This is a genomic window from Flavobacterium branchiophilum NBRC 15030 = ATCC 35035, assembly GCF_002217205.1.
Taxonomy (GTDB): domain Bacteria; phylum Bacteroidota; class Bacteroidia; order Flavobacteriales; family Flavobacteriaceae; genus Flavobacterium; species Flavobacterium branchiophilum.
Map to the genome: position 1 here is coordinate 1 of NZ_MUGT01000096.1, position 19640 is coordinate 19640.

The 19640-nt window shown below is 32.7% G+C and carries 21 protein-coding genes; 14 read left to right on the forward strand and 7 right to left on the reverse strand.

The genetic code is table 11. The features are described from left to right. Positions 1 to 570: 570 nt before the first annotated feature. From B0A58_RS11170 to B0A58_RS11190, 5 genes are all read right to left on the reverse strand, one after another. Positions 571 to 2250: an AlwI family type II restriction endonuclease gene (locus B0A58_RS11170; RefSeq protein WP_089081126.1), complete on the reverse strand. Its 1680-nt coding sequence runs from the start codon at positions 2248 to 2250 to the stop codon at positions 571 to 573. 6 nt (positions 2251 to 2256) lie between these two features. Then, the gene (locus tag B0A58_RS11175) at positions 2257 to 3165 is read right to left on the reverse strand and encodes a DNA adenine methylase (RefSeq protein ID WP_089081127.1); all 909 of its coding nucleotides are present in this window, start codon (positions 3163 to 3165) and stop codon (positions 2257 to 2259) included. Beyond that, entirely contained in the window at positions 3162 to 3473 is a 312-nt protein-coding gene (locus B0A58_RS11180; RefSeq protein WP_089081128.1) for a helix-turn-helix domain-containing protein, read from the reverse strand. The genes B0A58_RS11175 and B0A58_RS11180 overlap by 4 nt, the downstream gene beginning before the upstream one ends. Positions 3474 to 3939: 466 nt before the next feature. Beyond that, positions 3940 to 4638 carry an LEM-3-like GIY-YIG domain-containing protein gene (locus B0A58_RS11185; RefSeq protein ID WP_089081129.1) on the reverse strand — a complete coding sequence of 233 codons (699 nt, stop codon included), beginning with the start codon at positions 4636 to 4638 and terminating at the stop codon, positions 3940 to 3942. Between the two features lie 6 nt (positions 4639 to 4644). Beyond that, positions 4645 to 5058, reverse strand: a complete 414-nt coding sequence (locus B0A58_RS11190; RefSeq protein WP_089081130.1) for a hypothetical protein — start codon at positions 5056 to 5058, stop codon at positions 4645 to 4647. Positions 5059 to 5639: 581 nt separating this feature from the next. On the opposite strand from B0A58_RS11190, the gene rpsF reads away from it, so the two are divergent. The 6 genes from rpsF (at position 5640) to B0A58_RS11220 (ending at position 10022) form a co-directional block, all read left to right on the forward strand. After that, positions 5640 to 5981 carry a 30S ribosomal protein S6 gene (gene rpsF / locus B0A58_RS11195; protein ID WP_014084384.1) on the forward strand — a complete coding sequence of 114 codons (342 nt, stop codon included), beginning with the start codon at positions 5640 to 5642 and terminating at the stop codon, positions 5979 to 5981. 5 nt (positions 5982 to 5986) lie between these two features. Further along, positions 5987 to 6283, forward strand: a complete 297-nt coding sequence (rpsR, locus tag B0A58_RS11200) for a 30S ribosomal protein S18 (protein WP_014084383.1) — start codon at positions 5987 to 5989, stop codon at positions 6281 to 6283. Between the two features lie 15 nt (positions 6284 to 6298). After that, positions 6299 to 6742: a 50S ribosomal protein L9 gene (gene rplI / locus B0A58_RS11205; RefSeq protein ID WP_089081131.1), complete on the forward strand. Its 444-nt coding sequence runs from the start codon at positions 6299 to 6301 to the stop codon at positions 6740 to 6742. A gap of 70 nt (positions 6743 to 6812) precedes the next feature. Beyond that, positions 6813 to 7286 carry a DUF6495 family protein gene (locus B0A58_RS11210; RefSeq protein ID WP_089081132.1) on the forward strand — a complete coding sequence of 158 codons (474 nt, stop codon included), beginning with the start codon at positions 6813 to 6815 and terminating at the stop codon, positions 7284 to 7286. A 58-nt stretch (positions 7287 to 7344) separates the two neighbouring features. Further along, positions 7345 to 9339 carry an NAD-dependent DNA ligase LigA gene (gene ligA, locus B0A58_RS11215; RefSeq protein WP_089081133.1) on the forward strand — a complete coding sequence of 665 codons (1995 nt, stop codon included), beginning with the start codon at positions 7345 to 7347 and terminating at the stop codon, positions 9337 to 9339. 2 nt (positions 9340 to 9341) lie between these two features. After that, a complete protein-coding gene (locus tag B0A58_RS11220) occupies positions 9342 to 10022 on the forward strand; it encodes a hypothetical protein (RefSeq protein ID WP_089081134.1) in 681 nt (226 codons plus the stop codon). Here the strand turns inward: B0A58_RS11220 and B0A58_RS11225 are convergent. Both B0A58_RS11225 and B0A58_RS11230 read right to left on the reverse strand, forming a co-directional pair. Then, on the reverse strand, positions 10008 to 10922 hold the full coding sequence (locus B0A58_RS11225; protein WP_089081135.1) for a bifunctional metallophosphatase/5'-nucleotidase: 915 nt from the start codon (positions 10920 to 10922) through the stop codon (positions 10008 to 10010). The two genes, B0A58_RS11220 and B0A58_RS11225, sit on opposite strands and share 15 nt — an antisense overlap. A gap of 54 nt (positions 10923 to 10976) precedes the next feature. Further along, complete coding sequence (locus tag B0A58_RS11230) at positions 10977 to 11765, reverse strand: 5'-nucleotidase C-terminal domain-containing protein (protein ID WP_089081136.1); 789 nt, start codon at positions 11763 to 11765, stop codon at positions 10977 to 10979. A 47-nt stretch (positions 11766 to 11812) separates the two neighbouring features. On the opposite strand from B0A58_RS11230, the gene B0A58_RS11235 reads away from it, so the two are divergent. The 8 genes from B0A58_RS11235 (at position 11813) to fabV (ending at position 19444) form a co-directional block, all read left to right on the forward strand. Further along, positions 11813 to 12331, forward strand: a complete 519-nt coding sequence (locus B0A58_RS11235; RefSeq protein ID WP_089081137.1) for a DUF6913 domain-containing protein — start codon at positions 11813 to 11815, stop codon at positions 12329 to 12331. A 1-nt stretch (position 12332) separates the two neighbouring features. Next, positions 12333 to 13211 carry a 4-hydroxy-tetrahydrodipicolinate synthase gene (gene dapA, locus B0A58_RS11240; protein WP_089081138.1) on the forward strand — a complete coding sequence of 293 codons (879 nt, stop codon included), beginning with the start codon at positions 12333 to 12335 and terminating at the stop codon, positions 13209 to 13211. Between the two features lie 127 nt (positions 13212 to 13338). Continuing rightward, positions 13339 to 14136, forward strand: coding sequence for an outer membrane protein assembly factor BamD (locus B0A58_RS11245; protein WP_014084375.1), 798 nt, complete (start codon positions 13339 to 13341; stop codon positions 14134 to 14136). A 4-nt stretch (positions 14137 to 14140) separates the two neighbouring features. Next, complete coding sequence (locus B0A58_RS11250) at positions 14141 to 14446, forward strand: DNA-directed RNA polymerase subunit omega (protein WP_014084374.1); 306 nt, start codon at positions 14141 to 14143, stop codon at positions 14444 to 14446. 15 nt (positions 14447 to 14461) lie between these two features. Next, positions 14462 to 15673, forward strand: a complete 1212-nt coding sequence (gene coaBC, locus B0A58_RS11255; protein ID WP_089081139.1) for a bifunctional phosphopantothenoylcysteine decarboxylase/phosphopantothenate--cysteine ligase CoaBC — start codon at positions 14462 to 14464, stop codon at positions 15671 to 15673. Continuing rightward, positions 15666 to 16550, forward strand: a complete 885-nt coding sequence (porD, locus tag B0A58_RS11260; protein WP_089081140.1) for a type IX secretion system protein PorD — start codon at positions 15666 to 15668, stop codon at positions 16548 to 16550. Before coaBC ends, porD begins: the two co-directional genes overlap by 8 nt. A 21-nt stretch (positions 16551 to 16571) precedes the next feature. Beyond that, the gene (recN, locus tag B0A58_RS11265; RefSeq protein ID WP_089081141.1) at positions 16572 to 18227 is read left to right on the forward strand and encodes a DNA repair protein RecN; all 1656 of its coding nucleotides are present in this window, start codon (positions 16572 to 16574) and stop codon (positions 18225 to 18227) included. 20 nt (positions 18228 to 18247) lie between these two features. Further along, the gene (gene fabV, locus B0A58_RS11270; protein WP_089081142.1) at positions 18248 to 19444 is read left to right on the forward strand and encodes an enoyl-ACP reductase FabV; all 1197 of its coding nucleotides are present in this window, start codon (positions 18248 to 18250) and stop codon (positions 19442 to 19444) included. Positions 19445 to 19640: the final 196 nt, after the last annotated feature.

Below are 19640 nucleotides of genomic sequence, written 5' to 3' on the forward strand. Positions count from 1 at the left end.
ATTTAGCCATGCAACATATCACAGGAATTGCCTGTTTACAAATGCGTCTTTCTAGTTTGGAGGACACTATTGGCTCCGAAAATCAAGTGCGTTTTATCGATGCGTTTGTGGAGGTTTTAAATCTATCAGAAATTGGTTTTGAGGTAAAAAACGATTAAAAAAGAAGGTTGACCGAGTTACAACATCAAGCGAAGTATCAATATTTTAGGAATTCCAGAATTGATTGCCAAACTTCAAAATTGGAACACACCCTACAAGGCAAAACTTGTTTTTTGTTCTAAACCTACCTCAAAACATTGTTTTACAGCCCACATTTTTTGGCAACAAAATAATGCTGCTTAAAAATAACCCTTTCGCAAATGGCTTCTATTACATTCAAAAACCAGCGTTTTTTTGGTTTTTTGGATAATAAACAGGGTTTTTCACAGCCTGACGGGTTGGGGCTACACGCAGGTGGAGGGATTTTTAGCACTGAACTTCATTAAAAGTACAGAACTTTGATTTAGCACTTCACTTTCATATAAGCACTGAACCCCCACTTGCGTGTAGGTGCTGTTATGCCTTCGCCCGTTATTCTGTCAGCCAATTTAATGCTTCTTGTGTTATTCCGTTATACCAATCTTTTTCATTGTCTGTTGAGTTTGCCAATTCGTTTGAACGCTCAAAAAATCGTTGAACGTGTCTTGGTTCGGGAACATAACTTGCTTTGTGTGAGTCTTCAACCATTTTCAAAAATACGGTTAAAGGCAATGGAACAATTGTCGATGTTCCACCGTAATAACTAATGTTCATTTTGTGTAAAGCGTAAAAATGAGCAACACAAGCTTCGTTTATGTTTGGTGCTATAAATAAGCAATAAGCTGGTTTGTTAGTTTCTCTTTTTACTTTTGCAAGATGTCTTGTAACTGGTTCGCCTTCTGTTTCATATTGTCGTTGTCCACCTTGCATTGTAACTTCGACTGTTAAGCCAAAATCTTCATAATCGCAAACAATATCTGCCATATTTCCTTGTGCGGTTGACATTGGATTTCCGAAGTCGTCAAATTTTAAATTTGCTTTAATATTTCCTCCGTCAAGCATTGTCATTGCTCGCCAAGTATTCCATTCCAACATTAATGGGTTGTCGTAAAGTGAATTGGAAAGTATTTGGTCAAATGTCGAATTGATGTCGTCAAACAAGCGATAATCTTTGATTGCCGTAACTTGTTCGGTAATAATTTGCTCTTTTCGTTTCTCTAATTCGTCAGCAAAAATGTCTTTAAGCTGTTGTAAAGTTGCTGTTTCTTCAATTTTGATTTTCGGAAATTCTGTCTTTATTTTTTGTTCAAGCAATTCTTTGTTGTCGGTTAGAAGTGCTGGTGTTTCGGCATTACCAAGATAAGCAACGTATTGTTTTTCGTTGTCAATAAATTGTGGTTCTCTGTTTGTATGTTCCAAGAAATAATCTACTTCCTGAATTTTTTCAGGAACAATTGAAATAGATTTTCCAATGTGTGAAATGTTTAGCAAGCCTGTTGCTCTCAAATAACGAACGCAAGCATCTGCATAATCTCGCATATTACTTGCTTTAGTTTTTAAGAATTTTGAAATTGAATCGTCATTTGTTTGTCTTGTTTTGGTTTTTCCAGAAGCAATATCGGCACTATAAATTTGTTGTAGTTCAGCTTCTAAATATTCAGCACGAAATTTTTTGTAATTTCCTTCGTTTTGTGCTTTTGCTATTCTGAATTGATTGATTTTTTCAACAATTGTTTCAAATTCTCGGTAGTCAACTAATTGTAATCCAAAAATCATTACTTCGTCAAACTTCAAGGAACCGAAATGACGAACTAATCTAAAAAGTTCAAGATAAGGTCTTACCCAAAAATCAGCAGAATTAGCAGAAGGCTTGTGAAAGGGTGACGGTACTTGAAACTTTAGCAGTTGTCGTAAAAATATTTCATCTTTTCGTCTTGAATTTACTAATTCTAAACCAGCTGGTGTTAAACTGATAACTGGCGAAAGCACAACGAAACCAAGTGATTTTGGTGCTCTGTTTATTCTATCTCTTGCACTAAATGCAGGGTCGTTTGCACCTTCGCCATTAAAGAAGTTTTCTTCTTTCAATAGCTCCATAAATGCAAGTTGCGTTTCTGTATTCCATTTTTCTCCTGCAAAACGAGTGTTCAATAACTCAATTTCAGGAATCATTTTAGCGGGTGTTCGTGGTGATGTTGTAACGAAAATTACTTTACTGTCTATTCTTGCCATAATTTGTTAAAGTGCTAATTCTTTTTCAAATTCTAATTGTGGGAAATGTTTTTTAGAGATGTTTCCATAATTTGAAATCAAAATATGGCTTGCTTCTGATTTAAATCTATTTCTAATATTCACCGCATAAGATTTTCCATATTCGTCAACAATCATTTCACCATATAACTTTTCTGTTAATGGTGTTCTTCCAATAACCATAAGTGCCTTACATTTAAGTTGCTTATACTGATTGGCTAACTCAATATGATTTCTTTCATTAAATCCGTCTTTGTGTTCAACATTACCATAATCTGAAAAAACACAATCATACGGTGGGTCTAAAAACATAAAATCATCTTTATCTACCATTCTAAATATTTCTGAATAATCAAGATTGTAAATTTCTGTTTTATTAAGTAGGTTGTTATGTGCTTTAGTAACCAAAGAAGTGTTTAAGTTAGCATATCTTCCATATGGTACATTAAATTCTCCTTTTGAATTATAGCGAATCATTCCCGAATACGCTGTTTTGTTGATGAAGAAATATAGCAAAGCCTCCGAATACTTTTTTTCGGTCAAATCGTTGAACATATTTCTGATTTGGTAATAAAGATGCTCGTTTTCATCATCTACACGCTCGTCGAGTGTTTTGCTTTTCAACTCTTCAAACTTTTTACGATTTGTTGCATAAACTTTTTCGATTTCGGATAATTCAGTTTTGAGTAGTTCAAAATTGTCTTTTACGCCTAAATAAAATGAAATTAGTTTTGAGTTAATATCGTTAATGATGGCTTTTTTCGGTTCTAAATGAAAAAATAAAGCACCACCGCCAAAAAATGGTTCAATATATCTTCCGTTAAAATACGGAATATGATTAATCAAATGGGGAATTTCTTTTGATTTTCCTCCTCTGTATTTTACAAGTGGTTTCATATTTTGGCACTTTTTCGTTTATATTCAACAATGCTTTCTGCAACAACATTTAAGATTTGTGTTGCTTCTTCTTCTTCAGCAATAATGTCATAAACTTTGTCTGCCGACCACAAACGAATTAACTCTTTTGAGTCAACTTCAAGTAATTCTGAAAGGATGAATACTTGTTCTCTTTTTGCTTTTCTGTCGCCTTTTTCAATTTTACAGTATGTTGCTGTGTCTATTTCTAAAGCAACAGCCAACTGTCGTTGTGGGATTTGTTTCTCCTCTCGAAGTGTCTTTATTCTATTTCCAAAGATTGTTGACATAATTTAGTCTTGACATTATTTGGCAAATATAATTATTTTTTCTTTCTGTCGTCATTTTATTTTTAGCACGGTCGTCTTTTAGGGTGAGGCATAACGGCAGTCTGTGAAAAAACTTGCCGTTTAATATTTTTTCAAAAATAATAAAAAACTATGAAATCAAATAGTTTTTTGTTCTAAACCTACCTCAAAACATCGTTTTACAGCCCACATTTTTTGGCAACAAAATAATGCTGCTTAAAAATAACCCTTTCGCAAATGGCTTCTATTACATTCAAAAACCAGCGTTTTTTTGGTTTTTTGGATCATAAACAGGGTTTTTCACAGTCTGACGTTTCGCAGCTTGGTGAAGGTGGGGTTTAAAAAGTACTAAATTTCAAATTTAGTACAAAAGCTAATAGAAAGCACAAATGTTCAGCCTAGCACTAAAGCCCCACTTTTGCCAAACCCATGTTGTGCGTTCGGCTTTTTAGAAAGTGTATCTTATCGGGTTTTGATTTCCGTGTTTAATATAGTTCTCAAGTGAATTATTTTTGTACTTTTCCACAATTTCTTTGTTTGCCACTTTGCCATTAAAGCCCCATCTGTCATTCACTTTATACCAATTTTCGATTTCATAAACCTCTCTTACTAATCCACGATAAGAAGCAATTACATATTTAGCATCTTTCTTTTTATTTCCAAGTTTCCAAGATTGTTTAGTTGCTTCATATAAATCATTATCGCTCATAAATCTTATGTAAAGTTTATTAATATTGATAATGATGGTTGGTTCAATTATTGTAATTATTTTAGCATCATAATGTTGAATAACTTCATTTACAGTTTTCAAACCTCGTTCCCAGCTATCATGACCTTTAACAGAATTTGTCAAAGATTCAAGTCCTAATAAATCAATACAAGCACTTTCAATTTCAAAAGCTTGTTCTTGTGACAAACCATGCCTTAAAATATAATGTTCAACATTAAAGTTAAGCGATATTATTTCTCTTATTAGATTAAGTTTATCAGATTCGGTAACACTTTCTATTGCTCCAATAACATGTTTAAAAACTCTGTTTCCAATTCCTTTACCAATATAAAAAATTTGGGAATTTCTTGGATCTTTTAATACATATACATAGTGTCCGATTTTTTCGCAGACAGCTTGTGAAAATTCTACGCTCATATTTTCTTAAATAACTGCTGTTATGATTGCAACAAATTCTTCTTCATCTAACCAACCATCTACATTCGCTACGATTTTACTTGAACTAGTACTGTCCCCTAAATAAAAATTATCTCCTTTAATGTTTAGTTGTATATTACTTGAACTTGTGCTATCTCCTTTATACACTTTTTCTTTAGTGAATTTATGCACAATTTTGCTTGAGCTAGTACTATCTCCTTGATATACTTTCCCGTCTTTGACTGTAAATAAAATCTTTGAGGAACTTGTACTATCTCCTTGATAAATGTGTCCATTTTTACAAGTAAAAACAATTTTACTTGAACTTGTACTATTTCCTTGATAAACTTTACCATCCTTTACAGTGTAAAGAATTTTTGACGAACTGGAACTGTCGCCTTGATAAATTTTTGTTGCCATTTATATATTTATTTTAATTAGTGAATTTGTTTGGTGTGTTTCTTTAAGCTGACGCACAACTAGTAGATATACGAAAGTTATTGCGTTTTTAACATATTGTATCTACTTTGCGAAAGTACAAACAAAAAAACATTTTGCAACTTTTTTTATAAAAAAAAATTGCAAGAATAAAAATGAGAAGTAAGAGGTTAGAAGTTAGAAGCAAGAAGTTAGAAACAAGAAATTAGAAATTAGAAGTGTGAAATGATAAAAAAGAAAAAAAAGAAGTTTTAAAAAAACTTTCATGAGTGGAGACTGACTATTGGAGGTTGCCCGCATGAGGGATAGAGCAAGGCACCATGTGCTCGTGATAGCCCGACGGCAAAAAAAGGAAGCCCCGCCTGAAGGGTTTGGGGCGTGGGGGCTTGCTTTTTTTTGGCGGCATGCNNAATATATTTGGTGTAAAGTAGAGGGTAAAATCCGTTAGGAAATGGAGTCTATAAAGACTTACTTTTTTTATTGGAATAAAAAATAAAATAAAAGTTGTAGATTTAAAAAAAAACATTACTTTTGCACCCAAATTAACATTAAATTAAATATTTATGAATCATTATGAAACTGTTTTCATTTTAAATCCCGTTTTATCTGACGTTCAGGTAAAGGAAACAGTAAGCAAATTCGAGGAATTTCTTACTTCTAGAGGAGCAGAAATGGTTGCAAAAGAAGACTGGGGCCTAAAAAAAATGGCTTATGAAATTCAAAACAAAAAAAGTGGTTTTTACCATTTGTTCGAGTTTAAAGTAGCAGGAGAAGTATTATTAGCGTTTGAAACAGAATTTAGACGTGATGAAAGAGTGATGCGATTCTTGACTGTAAGTTTAGACAAACACGCTATTTCATGGGCTGAAAGAAGAAGAGCAAAATTAAAAAATACTAAAGCGTAATTATTATGTCGTCATTAGAACAATCATCAAAAGGAAAAAAAGACGGAGATATTAGATATTTAACGCCTTTGAACATTGAAACCAACAAAACCAAAAAATATTGTCGTTTCAAAAAATCTGGAATCAAATACATCGATTATAAAGATGCAGATTTCTTGTTGAAATTTATCAACGAGCAAGGTAAAATTTTGCCACGTAGATTAACAGGAACGTCATTAAAATATCAAAGAAAAGTGTCTGTTGCAGTAAAAAGAGCCAGACATTTAGCAATACTGCCATATGTGGCTGATTTACTAAAATAATAAAGAAGCAAAATTATGGAAATTATATTAAGAAAAGACGTACAAAATTTAGGCTTTAAAGATGATGTAGTTGCAGTAAAACCAGGTTATGGTCGCAATTATTTAATCCCACAAGGTTTTGCTCATTTAGCAACTCCATCTGCAAAAAAAGTGCTAGCCGAAAACTTAAAACAAAGAGCTCATAAAGAAGCTAAAATTGTAAACGACGCAAAAGCAGTTGCAGAAGTTTTAAAAACATTAGAAATTAAAATTGCTGCAAAAGCAGGTGGCGAAAAATTGTTTGGTTCTATTACCAATAACGATTTGGCCGAAGAATTAGCTAAAGCAGGTCATACAATTGAAAGAAAATTTATTACATCTGGTATTATCAAAAGAATTGGTAAATACTCTGCCTCTATCAGATTGCATAGAGACGTTGTAGTGGATTTGCCTTATGAAATTGTTGCCGAAAGAGCTTAATGACTATTAAAAGTTATAGAATCCCGATGAAAATCGGGATTTTTTTTTAGTAATTTTTTAAAATACTATAATGAAATATACCCGTTTGACAAAAGAACAATTTGAAGAATTGCATCCAGAATTCACCAACTTTTTAGCCACACAAGCAATTGATAAAGCAGAGTGGGACCAATTAAAAATAGAAAATCCAGATGTTGCCGAACAAGAATTGGATGTATTTTCTGATTTGATTTGGGAAGGTGTGCTTACAAGAGCCGTATATTTAGAACATTTTTCTAAAAATCATATTTTTCTTTTCAAGAGTGATGTTCAATTCATTGAATCGATTGTATTGAAGGTGTTAGATAAAAATATAAATTTTCTTACAAAAGAAGGGTTGCAATATGTAAGCGATCATTTGTTTACGGATTTAATTGAAATGAAAATTGGCAAGAAATTTTTTGAAGAAGAACGAAATGTTGCTTTATTTCAATTGATTCAGCAAGGGGCTATTTTGAGCGATGGCCATTTGTATAATCAAATAGATTCGATTATTCAATCTTAAAAAATTTGTTTTTTTTAAGTAAATATTTGTATTTTTGTTTTTCTTAAAACAACCATACATGCTACAACAAATAGAACAATTAAGAGCCGAAATCAATCAGTACAACTATGAGTATTATGTACTAGATGATCCAAAAATATCGGATTATGAATTTGATACGAAACTCAAATCATTGCAGGAGTTGGAATTGAAATATCCTGAATATTTTGATGAAAATTCGCCAACGCAACGGGTGGGAGGTTATATTTCAAAACAATTTCAAACGGTAGTACATAATCACAGAATGTACTCGTTGGATAATTCATATTCTAAAGAAGATTTGTTGGATTGGGAGGTCCGTGTCCAAAGGGTTTTGGGCGATGTAAAATTGGAGTATGTTTGTGAGTTAAAATATGATGGAGCGTCTATTAGTATTACGTATGAAAACGGTAAACTAGTTCGGGCAGTTACACGTGGCGACGGGATTCAAGGCGATGATGTAACGCCAAATATCAAAACCATAAAATCGATTCCATTGGTTTTGCAAGGTCATGATTATCCATCTAAATTTGATGTTCGAGGCGAAATCATTTTACCATTTGAGGGTTTTGAAAAAATGAATCAAGAACTGATTGAAATTGGCGAAACACCATATTCAAATCCTCGAAATACAGCCTCTGGAAGTTTAAAGTTGCAAGATAGTGCTGAAGTGGCCAAAAGGCCTTTGGATTGTTTGTTGTATTACATCATTGGCGAAAATAACGTTTTTAAAACCCAATTTGAAAGTTTAGCATCTGCCCGAAAATGGGGTTTCAAAGTTCCAAATCAATCTATTTTAGCTCAAAACATTGAAGAAGTTTTTGAGTTTATTGAATATTGGGACAAAAAAAGAATAGAATTGCCTTATGAAACAGACGGGGTTGTAATTAAAGTTAATTCAATTCAACAACAAGAGGAGTTGGGCTATACATCCAAATCGCCTCGTTGGGCTATGGCATATAAGTTCAAAGCAGCACAAGCTACTACTATACTAACATCAATAACTTATCAAGTTGGAAGAACGGGGTCTATTACTCCCGTTGCAAATTTAGCTCCAGTTCAATTGGCAGGAACCATAGTTAAAAGGGCTTCGTTGCACAACGCAGATCAAATACAAAAATTAGATATTCGTTTGGGTGATGTTGTATTTGTAGAAAAAGGAGGAGAAATTATCCCGAAAATTGTAGGTGTTGATTTAGAAAAAAGAACCAATCATTCGAGCCCTATAACCTATATCGATACGTGTCCGGAATGTGGCACGGCACTTATACGAACAGATGGTGAAGCCAACCATTATTGTCCAAATTTTTACCAATGTCCGCCACAAATTATAGGAAGAATTCAACATTTTATTTCCAGAAAAGCCATGGATATAGAGGGTCTTGGTGGCGAAACAGTAGCCTTGTTGTATGAAAATGGATTGGTAACAAACTATGCAGATTTGTATGATGTAACTATTGAACAATTATTGCCCTTGGAAAGAATGGCTCAAAAATCGGCAGAAAACCTTATTAATGGGGTACTTGCCTCTAAAAACCGTCCTTTTGAAAATGTGTTATATGCTTTGGGCATTAGGTTTGTGGGCGAAACGAGTGCCAAAAAACTGGCTAAGAAATGGCAAAATATCGACCAACTGATACAAGCTCCACTCGATGAATTGTTGCAAACAGACGATATAGGTGAAAAAACCGCTAAAAGTATTGTTGATTTTTTTGAAAATTCAGAAAATTTACGTAATATTGCCAGACTGAAATCTCACGGAATTCAATTTGAATTGGATCAAAAAAATAGCGGCAACCTTTCAGATAAATTATTAGATAAGGTATTTGTAGTGTCGGGAGTTTTTGAACAATTTTCGAGAGACGATTTGAAAAAAGCTATAGAAGCTCACGGTGGCAAAATTGGAAGTGCTATTTCTTCTAAAACCGATTTTGTTATTGCAGGTAACAATATGGGGCCTTCAAAACTAGAGAAGGCTCAAAAGTTGCAAATTAAAATAATTAGTGAAAATGATTTTTTGAATTTAATACTTTGATTATGAATAGTTTAAAAAAATATTTGACGTTTAATAATATTAGAATTGCTTATTTTACGCTAGTATTTTTAGATATTATTTGCGAAGCTAATGATGTATTTTTTTTCAAATATTTTTTTAAACTCCTTATCGCACCTACTTTATTGATATTTTATTATCGGTTTTCAAACGAAACAAGCATGGTATATATTTTGTCTATAATATCTATGTTTATTTGTAATATTTTGTTTTTAGAAGGTACAAAAAAATACTATTTTTTAGCAATGTGCTTTAATAGTTTGATGTATTTATTATTTTTGGTTTACACCTATCAACATATCAAATTCAAATTTTCGTGGCTTTCTATAAAAATTATATTTGGATTTTTGTCATTAAATTTAATTTTTTTATTTTTAATGGGATTTCATATTTCGCTCAAATTACTTCCAATATTGAATTTAATGATTTTTAGTTCAGTACTTGGGAGTTTGGTATTGCCACACTATTTTACAAACGAAAACAAAGCCATAACACTACTTGTTATCGCTTTTTCGTTTTCGGTTGTAAATGTTTTTATCATTTTAATTAATAATTTTTATTTAAGTTTATTTATATTTGAACCATTAGAATTTATAGTTTTTACTACTCAAAATTTCTTTTTTTGTTGGTCATTTATTACAATAAATAAATTAAATGCTAATTAATGTAGCCTTACTAGCAAATGATTTGTCTTGATCTACATAAAAGTCAATTCTTCCCATATTCAACCCATAACAACCCACTTGATTTACAATTACGTCTTTATCTTCTGCATTTTTTACAATTGTAGGTTTGTCTAAAAAGGTGTGGGTGTGTCCACCAATAATCAAATCGATTCCTTTTGAGGCAGCGGCCAATTGTAAATCAGAAGGTTTTTGTGGTTCATTTTTATATTGGTATCCCAAATGCGACAAACAAATCACAAGATCACAATGCTGTTCGTGTTTCAAAATTTTAACCATATCCTGACTTATTTCAAAAGGGTCTAAATATACCGTTTCTTTGTAATTTTTTTTGTCCACAAGCCCATATAATGCAACACCCAAGCCAAAAACGCCTACTTTAATTCCGTTTTTGATAAATATTTTATAGGGTTTTACAAAAGAATCCAATTGGGTTTTTGAAAAATCATAATTTGCAGACAAAAAATCAAACTTAGCATGTGGCATTTGAGCTAATAAACCATCTAAACCGTTATCAAAGTCGTGATTGCCAATGGTAGCAGCATCATATTGCATCATGCTCATCAATTTGAATTCCAATTCACCTCCATAATAATTGAAATATGGTGTACCCTGAAAAATATCACCAGCATCTAAAAGAAGCACATTTGGATTTTCTTTTCGAATATGGTGAATCACTTCTGCTCGACGGCTAACGCCTCCCATGTTTGGATTTCTGGGATCGTCTGCCGGAAAAGGATCTATATAACTGTGTACATCATTTGTATGTAAAATAGTAAGGTGCTTGGTGTTTTTTTGATTAAAACTACTTAACGACAGTCCACCCATGGTTAAAAATGTTGTACTGGCAGTAGTTTTTTGTATAAAATCTCGTCTTTTCATATTGTTAATTTTTGTATTTTCTTAATAATATATTTGATTACATGATACAATATATTACATAGCGTTTTCTTTGATAATGCGTTTGTTTTTAGTTACTTTTATGGTATCAACCTCTTTTAAATAATCGATAACAATATTTCTTAATTTGTAATTCATATCATATTTGGTAGTGGATTTTTTAAAAAACTCCATGCTATCGCCGCCGCCAGAAAGATAATCAGAGGTAGCTACATAGTATATTTTATTGGTATCCAATGGTTTACCTTGAATTTCTATGTTTTTAGCTTGATTGTTTTTATCTATTGTAAATGTCATTCCAGATAAAGGATGTGGTTTTTTTTCGGCAATTAAATATTGGGTCATTTCCAATATTTGTTCCCCTTTTAAAGCCACAATATACAAAGCATTTTCAAAAGGCATAAGCTGAAAAGCATTTTTAGAAGTAATGTTGCCTTGAGGCAAATTTGATCGGATACCTCCATGATTTAACAAACACATATCAATTGGTTTGTTTTCTCTTGAAAGAAATACCTTATTGCCTTTTTCAAATGTTATATCGGCTAACAAACAACCAATGGCGGTTTGCCAATCACCATCTTTTTTATCTAAATTTTCTGGATTATAAGCTAAAATTTCTGATAAGTCCTTGTTGATGTGTTCTCTATATGGTTTTATAAATTGTTCAATATCAGGATTTTGAATGTCTTTTTCAGATAAAGAAATTTTTTTTGCTTCAATTTTTGTAATATAATACCTTTGATGCTGACAGGATAGAAAAATAAAAATTGTTAGAAATATAACAAAATGTTTGAATACAACGATATAGTTTTTTAATTTTACCATTTGAAATGAAACTTATTTAATTAATTTTGTAATCTAGTAAAGGTAATATGTTTTTGAATTATATAAAAAATATTTGGCTAAAAAAAATATTAAAAAATAAATTGCATAATTCAAAATGTAATTCGGTTGTAACTACAACAAAATCAGTAGGTTTGTTGTTGGATGATTCAACTAATTTGAATAAAAATTTGTTGATAGATTTGCTTGTTCGTCATGGAATAGACAAACATCAAATCAAAATCATCGTGTACAAGGATAAAATTAATAAAAACGAAGTGTATTCAGATCCCACATTTGGGTTCGACCATTTGGATTCCAACGGTCTTTTTAGGCCTCAAGTTGTTAATGACTTTATTCAAACACCATTTGACCTTTTGATAAGTTATTACGATATTGAAAAAATGGCATTGGTATTATTGACAAATGAATCCAAAGCTCGATTTAAAGCTGGTTTTTCAACCATCAATACAAATTTGAACCATTTGATCATTAGTACCAAATTAACAGAATATGAAGTTTTTACTAACGAACTTTTCAAATATTTAAAAATATTAAAACGAATATAAAATGCAATCATTAATAGGCACGGGTGTTGCACTAGTTACCCCATTCAAATCAGATTTTTCAGTAGATACAGAGACATTAGTACGAATAGTTGAGTATCAAATAGCTAATGGTATCGATTATTTGGTCATATTAGGCACAACAGCAGAAAATGCAACGTTAAATGAAACTGAAAAAGATCTTGTTATCCAAACCATTATAGAGGCCAACAATGGCAGACTACCGCTTGTGTTGGGAGTTGGTGGCAACAATACCCAACAAATCATTCACGAATTGAAAACCCGTGATCTGACAGCTTTTGAGGCTATTTTGTCGGTATCGCCATATTACAATAAACCAACTCAGGAGGGTATTTATCAGCACTTTAAAGCCATTGCACTAGCAAGTCCAAAACCTATAATATTATATAATGTACCAGGCAGAACTTCTAGCAACATGCTTCCGGCCACAGTGGCACGGCTAGCACAAGATTTTGAAAACATTGTAGCCATCAAAGAAGCGGCAGGCGACATGGTTCAAGCTATGAAATTAATTCAACAAACGCCTAAGGATTTTCTTGTTATTTCAGGAGATGATATGCTTACATTACCAATGATTTTAGCAGGAGGAAAAGGGGTGATATCTGTAATAGGCGAGGGGTTTCCAAAACAATTTTCAGATATGGTTCGTTTTGGATTGCAACGCCAAGTAGATCAAGCCTATCAAATTCATTATCAAATGGCCGAATGTATCGATATGATTTTTGAACAAGGCAATCCGGCAGGCATCAAAGAAATTCACAAAGCACTTGGCTTGTCAGACCACTTTGTAAGATTGCCATTAGTCAATGTGGATGCAGATTTAGTAAATAGACTTCAAGATTTTGTACGAAAAAACAGTTAATATATTTTGATAAAAACATAAGATTTTGTTAATAATAAAAAATATTTTGATGTCGTTAAATTATTAACTAAATTTGCAGTTCGTTTTTAGAAATAATACAAACCTAAAAACGATTAAAAATGATATGATGAAGAAAAATTTATTATTATTGATGCTCTCGATTGCACTATTTTCTTGCAGTCCTTATCAAAAAGCGCTAAAAACAGAAGACATTGCTGTAAAATATGAAGAGGCAAACAAGCAATATGATAATGGAAAATACAACAAAGCCATTCGATTATTTGAACAAATAGCACCCAGTTATCGAGGCAAACCACAAGCAGAAAAAATGTTTTATACCTATGCACAAGCGTTGTACAAAACAGAACAATTTCATGTTTCGGGTTATCAATTTGAAAAATTTGTATCAAGCTATCCCAAAAGCGAAAAAATAGAAGAAGCCGCTTATTTAGGTGCTAAAAGTTTTTCTAAATTATCTCCAGTTTATTCTTTAGATCAAGTAGATACAGAAAAAGCGATTGATAAAATGCAAACTTTTATTGATGCCTATCCAACTTCATCTTATTTGGTTGAGGCCAATGAAATAGTAAAAACGTTAAGAGAAAAAATTGAAGTGAAAGCCTTTGAAAATGCCAAACAATACAATACTATTTCAGATTATAAAGCAGCTTTAGTAGCATTTGATAATTTTATTGCCGACTTTCCAGGGACACCATTAAAAGAAAAGGCCTTGTTTTTAAAACTCGATTCGGCCTTTAAATTAGCTATAAACAGTGTACCTTCAAAAATGGAAGAACGTTTGAACAATTCAAAAATTGCTTATCAAAATTTAATGAAGTTCAATTCAAATACTGCCTTTAAAGATAAAGCAGATGCAATGCTTGAAAAAATTAACAAAGAATTACAACAATTTTCAAAACAATAAAGTCATGGATTTAAAAAAAGTAAATGCGCCTGTAAACACAATCACTTATAACAAAAGTGTTATCGAAGAACCAACAGGAAATGTGTATGAGGCCATCACTATTATGGCTAAAAGAGCAAATCAAATCAATTCTGAAATTAAAAAAGAACTTACAGAAAAATTAGAAGAGTTTGCAACTTATAACGATAGTTTGGAAGAAATTTTTGAAAATAAAGAACAAATCGAAGTGTCTAAATTTTATGAGAAACTCCCAAAACCTCACGCATTAGCAGTGCAAGAATGGTTAGAAGGAAAAATTTTTCATAAATAATCAAAATATAAAACAATGTCTGTATTAAGCGGTAAAAACCTATTGCTTGGAATTTCTGCGGGAATTGCCGCTTATAAATCAGCTCATTTGGTAAGGCTTTTTGTAAAAGCAGGAGCAAATGTTCAGGTCATTATGACACCTGCTGCCAAAGATTTTATTACACCACTTACGCTTGCTACTTTGTCTAAAAATCCTGTTTATAGTACTTTTTTTGACGAAAATAATGAAAATGCCGTATGGAACAATCATGTTGATTTAGCCATTTGGGCCGATTTGATTGTCATTGCACCTGCAACGGCCAACACTATTGCTAAAATTGCCAACGGGGTATGTGATAACCTATTGATGGCCACATATTTATCTTCAAAATCAAAGGTGTTTGTAGCTCCTGCTATGGACTTAGACATGTACCAACACCAAACCACTAAAGCCAATTTTGAAGCTTTGCAAAAATTTGGGAATATCATCATTCCTGCCGAAAAAGGGGAGTTAGCCAGTGGATTAGTTGGCGAAGGTAGAATGGCAGAGCCTGAAAATATTGTGTCTTTTATCGAGGCAGACCTTGCCAAATCATTACCACTACGAGGCAAAAAAATACTTGTTACAGCAGGTCCAACCTACGAAGCCATAGACCCTGTTCGGTTTATTGGCAATCATTCATCGGGCAAAATGGGATTTGATATTGCTCATCAAGCGGCTCAATATGGAGCAGAAGTAATTTTAATTTCGGGTCCCACTCATTGTCAAATTAAATCAAATCAAATTCAATTAATTGCCGTAACTTCGGCACAAGAAATGTTCGAGGCTTGTCATAAAGTTTTTGATACTGTAGATGCAGCCATTGCGGCAGCAGCTGTTGCCGATTACAAACCCAAATGGGTTGCACAACAAAAAATTAAAAAAAACGACGACAGTTTTACCATCGAATTGGAGAAAACAAAAGACATACTAGCATCGATGGGAGCCATTAAAAAAAACCAATTTTTAGTAGGCTTTGCATTAGAAACTGAAAATGAAATTGAACATGCCAAATTAAAAATTCAAAAGAAAAATTTAGATTTGATTGTTTTAAATTCACTAAATGATATAGGAGCTGGTTTTGGAAAATCAACCAACAAAGTAACGTTTATCAACCAGCAATTTGAAATAGAATCGCACGAATTGAAGTCCAAAGAAGCCGTTGCACTAGATATTATCAACAAAATAATTGCTCATTACAATGAATAAAATTTTTAGCATATTACTCGTTTTTTCAAGTTCTATTTTTTATGCTCAAGAGCTGAAATGTAATGTTATCGTTAATTCTGAAAAATTAGGTGTAACAAATCAAAAAGTGTTTAAAACATTAGAAACATCTTTAAATGAATTGATTAATAAAACCAATTGGACTTCAGATAAGTATGAAGCTTCAGAAAAAATCAATTGTACTTTTACTATAATTCTCGAGTCTGTAACATCTGATTTATACGCTGCTTCCCTACAAGTGCAGTCTTCAAGACCCGTTTTTGATACCAGTTATGCCGCACCAATATTAAATATAAATGATAAAAATTTTAACTTCAAATATTACGAATTTGAAAATTTAACATATAATCCAACGAGTTTTGATTCAAATTTAGTGGCTGTTGTGGCTTTTTATTGTTATATGATTATTGGTTTGGATCAAGATACATTTGTAGAAAATGGTGGGAACAAAAGTTTTGAAGCAGCTCTTAATATTTTGAATTTAGCTCAAGGAAGCAATTATAAAGGCTGGTCTAATGACAAAACCCAAAACAGATTTGCGTTGATTAATGATATTTTGTCGCCCACTTTTGGTGCTTATAGAAATGCCATGTATCAATACCATAGAAATGGCCTCGATGTAATGTCAAAAAATGCTGTTACAGGAAAAGAAAAAATAAGTTTAGCCATAAACGAATTGCTGTCATTACACCAAACCAGACCCAATTCCTATTTGGCTCGTACTTTTTTTGACGCAAAATCAGATGAAATTGTTTCGATTTTTTCGGGTGGACCCAAAATGGACATTCAAAAATTGCTACAAAACATCAATACTATTTCTCCTTTAAATGCCTCGAAATGGGCTACTATAAAAAATTAAATTTTTAATTTTAAAAAAAATATGTTAATATCATTATCTATACAAAATTTCGCTTTGATAGAAAAATTAAATATAGATTTTTCTGATAAATTTTCAATAATCACTGGCGAAACAGGTGCTGGTAAATCTATATTGCTAGGAGCTTTGGGATTGATACAAGGCAAAAGAGCCGATTTAACTTCTTTAAAAAATAAAGAAGAAAAATGTATAGTAGAAGCTACTTTCAATGTAGCTAAATACAATTTATTGAATTTTTTTGACCAATATGATATTGATTATCAAGATCTTACATTGATTAGGCGTGAAATATTACCTTCAGGTAAATCAAGGGCTTTCATAAACGACACCCCGGTAACTATACAAGTTTTACAAGAGATTTCAGTTTTTTTGATAGACATACACTCTCAACACCAAACGAGCGAATTGTCGGAAGAATCGTATCAATTTATGATTTTAGATGCCATTGCTCAAAATCAAACGGGTCTTGCGGCCTATCAATCTAAATTGAAAGAATACAAAAAAGCTCAAAATTTACTTTCACAACTCCTTGACGAACAAAAGAATAGCCTAAAAGAGCACGATTATAATACCTTTTTATTAGAAGAATTATTGTCTGCAAAACTTGTAGATGGCGAACAAGAGTTGTTAGAAGAATCGTTTGAACAGTTGAATAATGTAGAAATAATTAAAGAAAATTTAGAAAAAATTGTAACTATTGCAAACGAAGAGCAAATAGGAACCAAACAAAATTTGAGAGAAATAAAAGTATCTTTACAAAAAATTGCCCCTTTTGCCTTAAAATACAACCAATTTTTAGAAAGAATTGATAGTATTTTGATAGAAATGAACGATGTTTTAGACGAAATTGACCAAGCTTCAGATATGTTACAAAACGATCCAGAGGAATTAATAAAAGTAAATCAAAAACTTCAAAATATATATAATTTACAAAAAAAACATCAAGTTCTTACAGTTTCACAGTTAATTGACATACAAAATAGCCTTAGCCAAAAAATACTTTCTGTAAGTGATTTAGATATTAGAATTCAAAAAGGATCTGATTTTATTGCAAAATGTAGCGATGAATTGTCCCATTTAGCACGGGATATTTCTCAAAAACGTCAAATTGCCATACCTATTTTAGTCCAAAAAGCCAAAGAAATATTGGTACAACTTGGTATGCCCAATAGCGATTTCAAAATTGAATTAGTACCAAAGGACAAATTCCTGCCAAACGGTAACGAAGAATTATTATTTTTATTTGCAGCCAACAAAGGAACTGATTTTGGAATGCTCAAAAAAGTGGCCTCTGGTGGTGAATTATCCAGAATCATGCTTGCCGTAAAAGCCATTTTAGCACAATATTCCAAGTTGCCCACCATCATTTTCGACGAAATTGACACAGGAGTTTCTGGCGAAATTGCCAATAAAATGGGCGAAATCATGAAAACTATGAGCCAGTCCATGCAAGTATTTGCAATTACACACTTGCCACAAATTGCTGCAAAAGGCTTACAACATTACAAGGTTTTCAAATCTAATATTGGCGTAAATACCATATCCGAATTACAATTATTATCCAAAGACGACCGTATCATCGAAATTGCCGAAATGCTATCAGGAAAAAATCCTAGCGAATCTGCACTAACACATGCTAAAGCATTATTGAATTATTAAAACTTTAAAATCAAAAAAATATGATAATCGAACCAAGAATGAGAGGATTTATTTGTTTGACTGCCCATCCAGACGGTTGCGAACAAAACGTAAAAAATCAAATAGCTTATGTAAAATCTAAAGGCAACATACAAGGAGCCAAAAGAGTTTTAGTAATCGGTGCTTCAACAGGATTTGGTTTGGCCTCCAGAATTACAAGTGCATTTGGTTGCAATGCCAGCACAATTGGCGTGTTTTTTGAAAAACCAGCTTCCGAAGGCAAAACGGCTTCGCCAGGTTGGTACAATGCAGCTGCATTTGAAAAAGAAGCACAAAAAGAAGGATTATATGCCAAAAGTATCAATGGCGATGCTTTTTCAAACGACATCAAACAGCAAACCATCAATTTGATTAAGGCAGATTTAGGACAAATCGATTTAATCATTTACAGCTTGGCTTCGCCTGTTCGTATGCACCCAAACACCGGCGTGCTCCACCGCTCGGTTCTCAAACCAATTGGCAACACCTATACCAACAAAACAGTAGATTTTCATACAGGAAAAATTACATCCGTAAGCATCAATCCTAGCGAACCTGCCGATATAGAAAACACCATTGCCGTAATGGGTGGCGAAGATTGGGCCATGTGGATAGATGCCCTTAAAGCTCAAGATTTACTTGCTCCAGGTGCTACAACTATTGCTTATTCTTACATTGGACCAGCTGTAACAGAACCTGTTTACAGAAAAGGAACCATTGGAAAAGCCAAAGACCACTTAGAAGCAACCGCTTTTGAGATTACCGAAAAGCTAAAAGACATCAACGGAAAAGGTTATGTGTCTGTCAATAAAGCACTTGTAACCCAAGCCAGCTCAGCCATTCCTGTTATTCCATTATATATTTCATTGCTGTATAAAACCATGAAAGCCAAAGGTTTACACGAAGGTTGCATCGAGCAAATCCAACGTTTGTATGCCGAAAGATTATATAATAACCAACCAATTCCTACAGATGAAAACGGTAGAATTAGAATCGATGATTGGGAAATGAGCAACGATGTACAAGAACAAGTAAGTCATCTTTGGGAATTAGCCACCACAGAAAACCTACCAGAAATAGGCGATTTAGCAGGATATACCTCAGATTTTCACCAACTATTTGGTTTTGGTTTCCCAGAAATCGACTATCAAAAAGACACCAACGAAATCGTTAATATATTAAGTATCAATGAATCGTAAAATGACACCAAAATAATGCTATTTTTTGTTTTACAAGAAACAAAAGTTAAAATTGCTATAAATTCATTCTAAAAAGCCTCTTCCAAAGGGGCTTTTTTTTGTGGCATCTCCTTTATTTGGGCCCCATCTTTTGGCATTTTCACCCATGGCTTGTACCCGCCATTCGCTATATCTTTTGTTTTTTTAACCCAACTTG

Coding starts and splice junctions, on each gene's coding strand:
- B0A58_RS11170 (WP_089081126.1), bottom strand. CDS start 2,250: ATGGCAAGAATAGACAGTAAAGTAATTTTCGTTACAACATCACCACGA.
- B0A58_RS11175 (WP_089081127.1), bottom strand. CDS start 3,165: ATGAAACCACTTGTAAAATACAGAGGAGGAAAATCAAAAGAAATTCCC.
- B0A58_RS11180 (WP_089081128.1), bottom strand. CDS start 3,473: ATGTCAACAATCTTTGGAAATAGAATAAAGACACTTCGAGAGGAGAAA.
- B0A58_RS11185 (WP_089081129.1), bottom strand. CDS start 4,638: ATGAGCGTAGAATTTTCACAAGCTGTCTGCGAAAAAATCGGACACTAT.
- B0A58_RS11190 (WP_089081130.1), bottom strand. CDS start 5,058: ATGGCAACAAAAATTTATCAAGGCGACAGTTCCAGTTCGTCAAAAATT.
- rpsF (WP_014084384.1), top strand. CDS start 5,640: ATGAATCATTATGAAACTGTTTTCATTTTAAATCCCGTTTTATCTGAC.
- rpsR (WP_014084383.1), top strand. CDS start 5,987: ATGTCGTCATTAGAACAATCATCAAAAGGAAAAAAAGACGGAGATATT.
- rplI (WP_089081131.1), top strand. CDS start 6,299: ATGGAAATTATATTAAGAAAAGACGTACAAAATTTAGGCTTTAAAGAT.
- B0A58_RS11210 (WP_089081132.1), top strand. CDS start 6,813: ATGAAATATACCCGTTTGACAAAAGAACAATTTGAAGAATTGCATCCA.
- ligA (WP_089081133.1), top strand. CDS start 7,345: ATGCTACAACAAATAGAACAATTAAGAGCCGAAATCAATCAGTACAAC.
- B0A58_RS11220 (WP_089081134.1), top strand. CDS start 9,342: ATGAATAGTTTAAAAAAATATTTGACGTTTAATAATATTAGAATTGCT.
- B0A58_RS11225 (WP_089081135.1), bottom strand. CDS start 10,922: ATGAAAAGACGAGATTTTATACAAAAAACTACTGCCAGTACAACATTT.
- B0A58_RS11230 (WP_089081136.1), bottom strand. CDS start 11,765: ATGGTAAAATTAAAAAACTATATCGTTGTATTCAAACATTTTGTTATA.
- B0A58_RS11235 (WP_089081137.1), top strand. CDS start 11,813: ATGTTTTTGAATTATATAAAAAATATTTGGCTAAAAAAAATATTAAAA.
- dapA (WP_089081138.1), top strand. CDS start 12,333: ATGCAATCATTAATAGGCACGGGTGTTGCACTAGTTACCCCATTCAAA.
- B0A58_RS11245 (WP_014084375.1), top strand. CDS start 13,339: ATGAAGAAAAATTTATTATTATTGATGCTCTCGATTGCACTATTTTCT.
- B0A58_RS11250 (WP_014084374.1), top strand. CDS start 14,141: ATGGATTTAAAAAAAGTAAATGCGCCTGTAAACACAATCACTTATAAC.
- coaBC (WP_089081139.1), top strand. CDS start 14,462: ATGTCTGTATTAAGCGGTAAAAACCTATTGCTTGGAATTTCTGCGGGA.
- porD (WP_089081140.1), top strand. CDS start 15,666: ATGAATAAAATTTTTAGCATATTACTCGTTTTTTCAAGTTCTATTTTT.
- recN (WP_089081141.1), top strand. CDS start 16,572: ATGTTAATATCATTATCTATACAAAATTTCGCTTTGATAGAAAAATTA.
- fabV (WP_089081142.1), top strand. CDS start 18,248: ATGATAATCGAACCAAGAATGAGAGGATTTATTTGTTTGACTGCCCAT.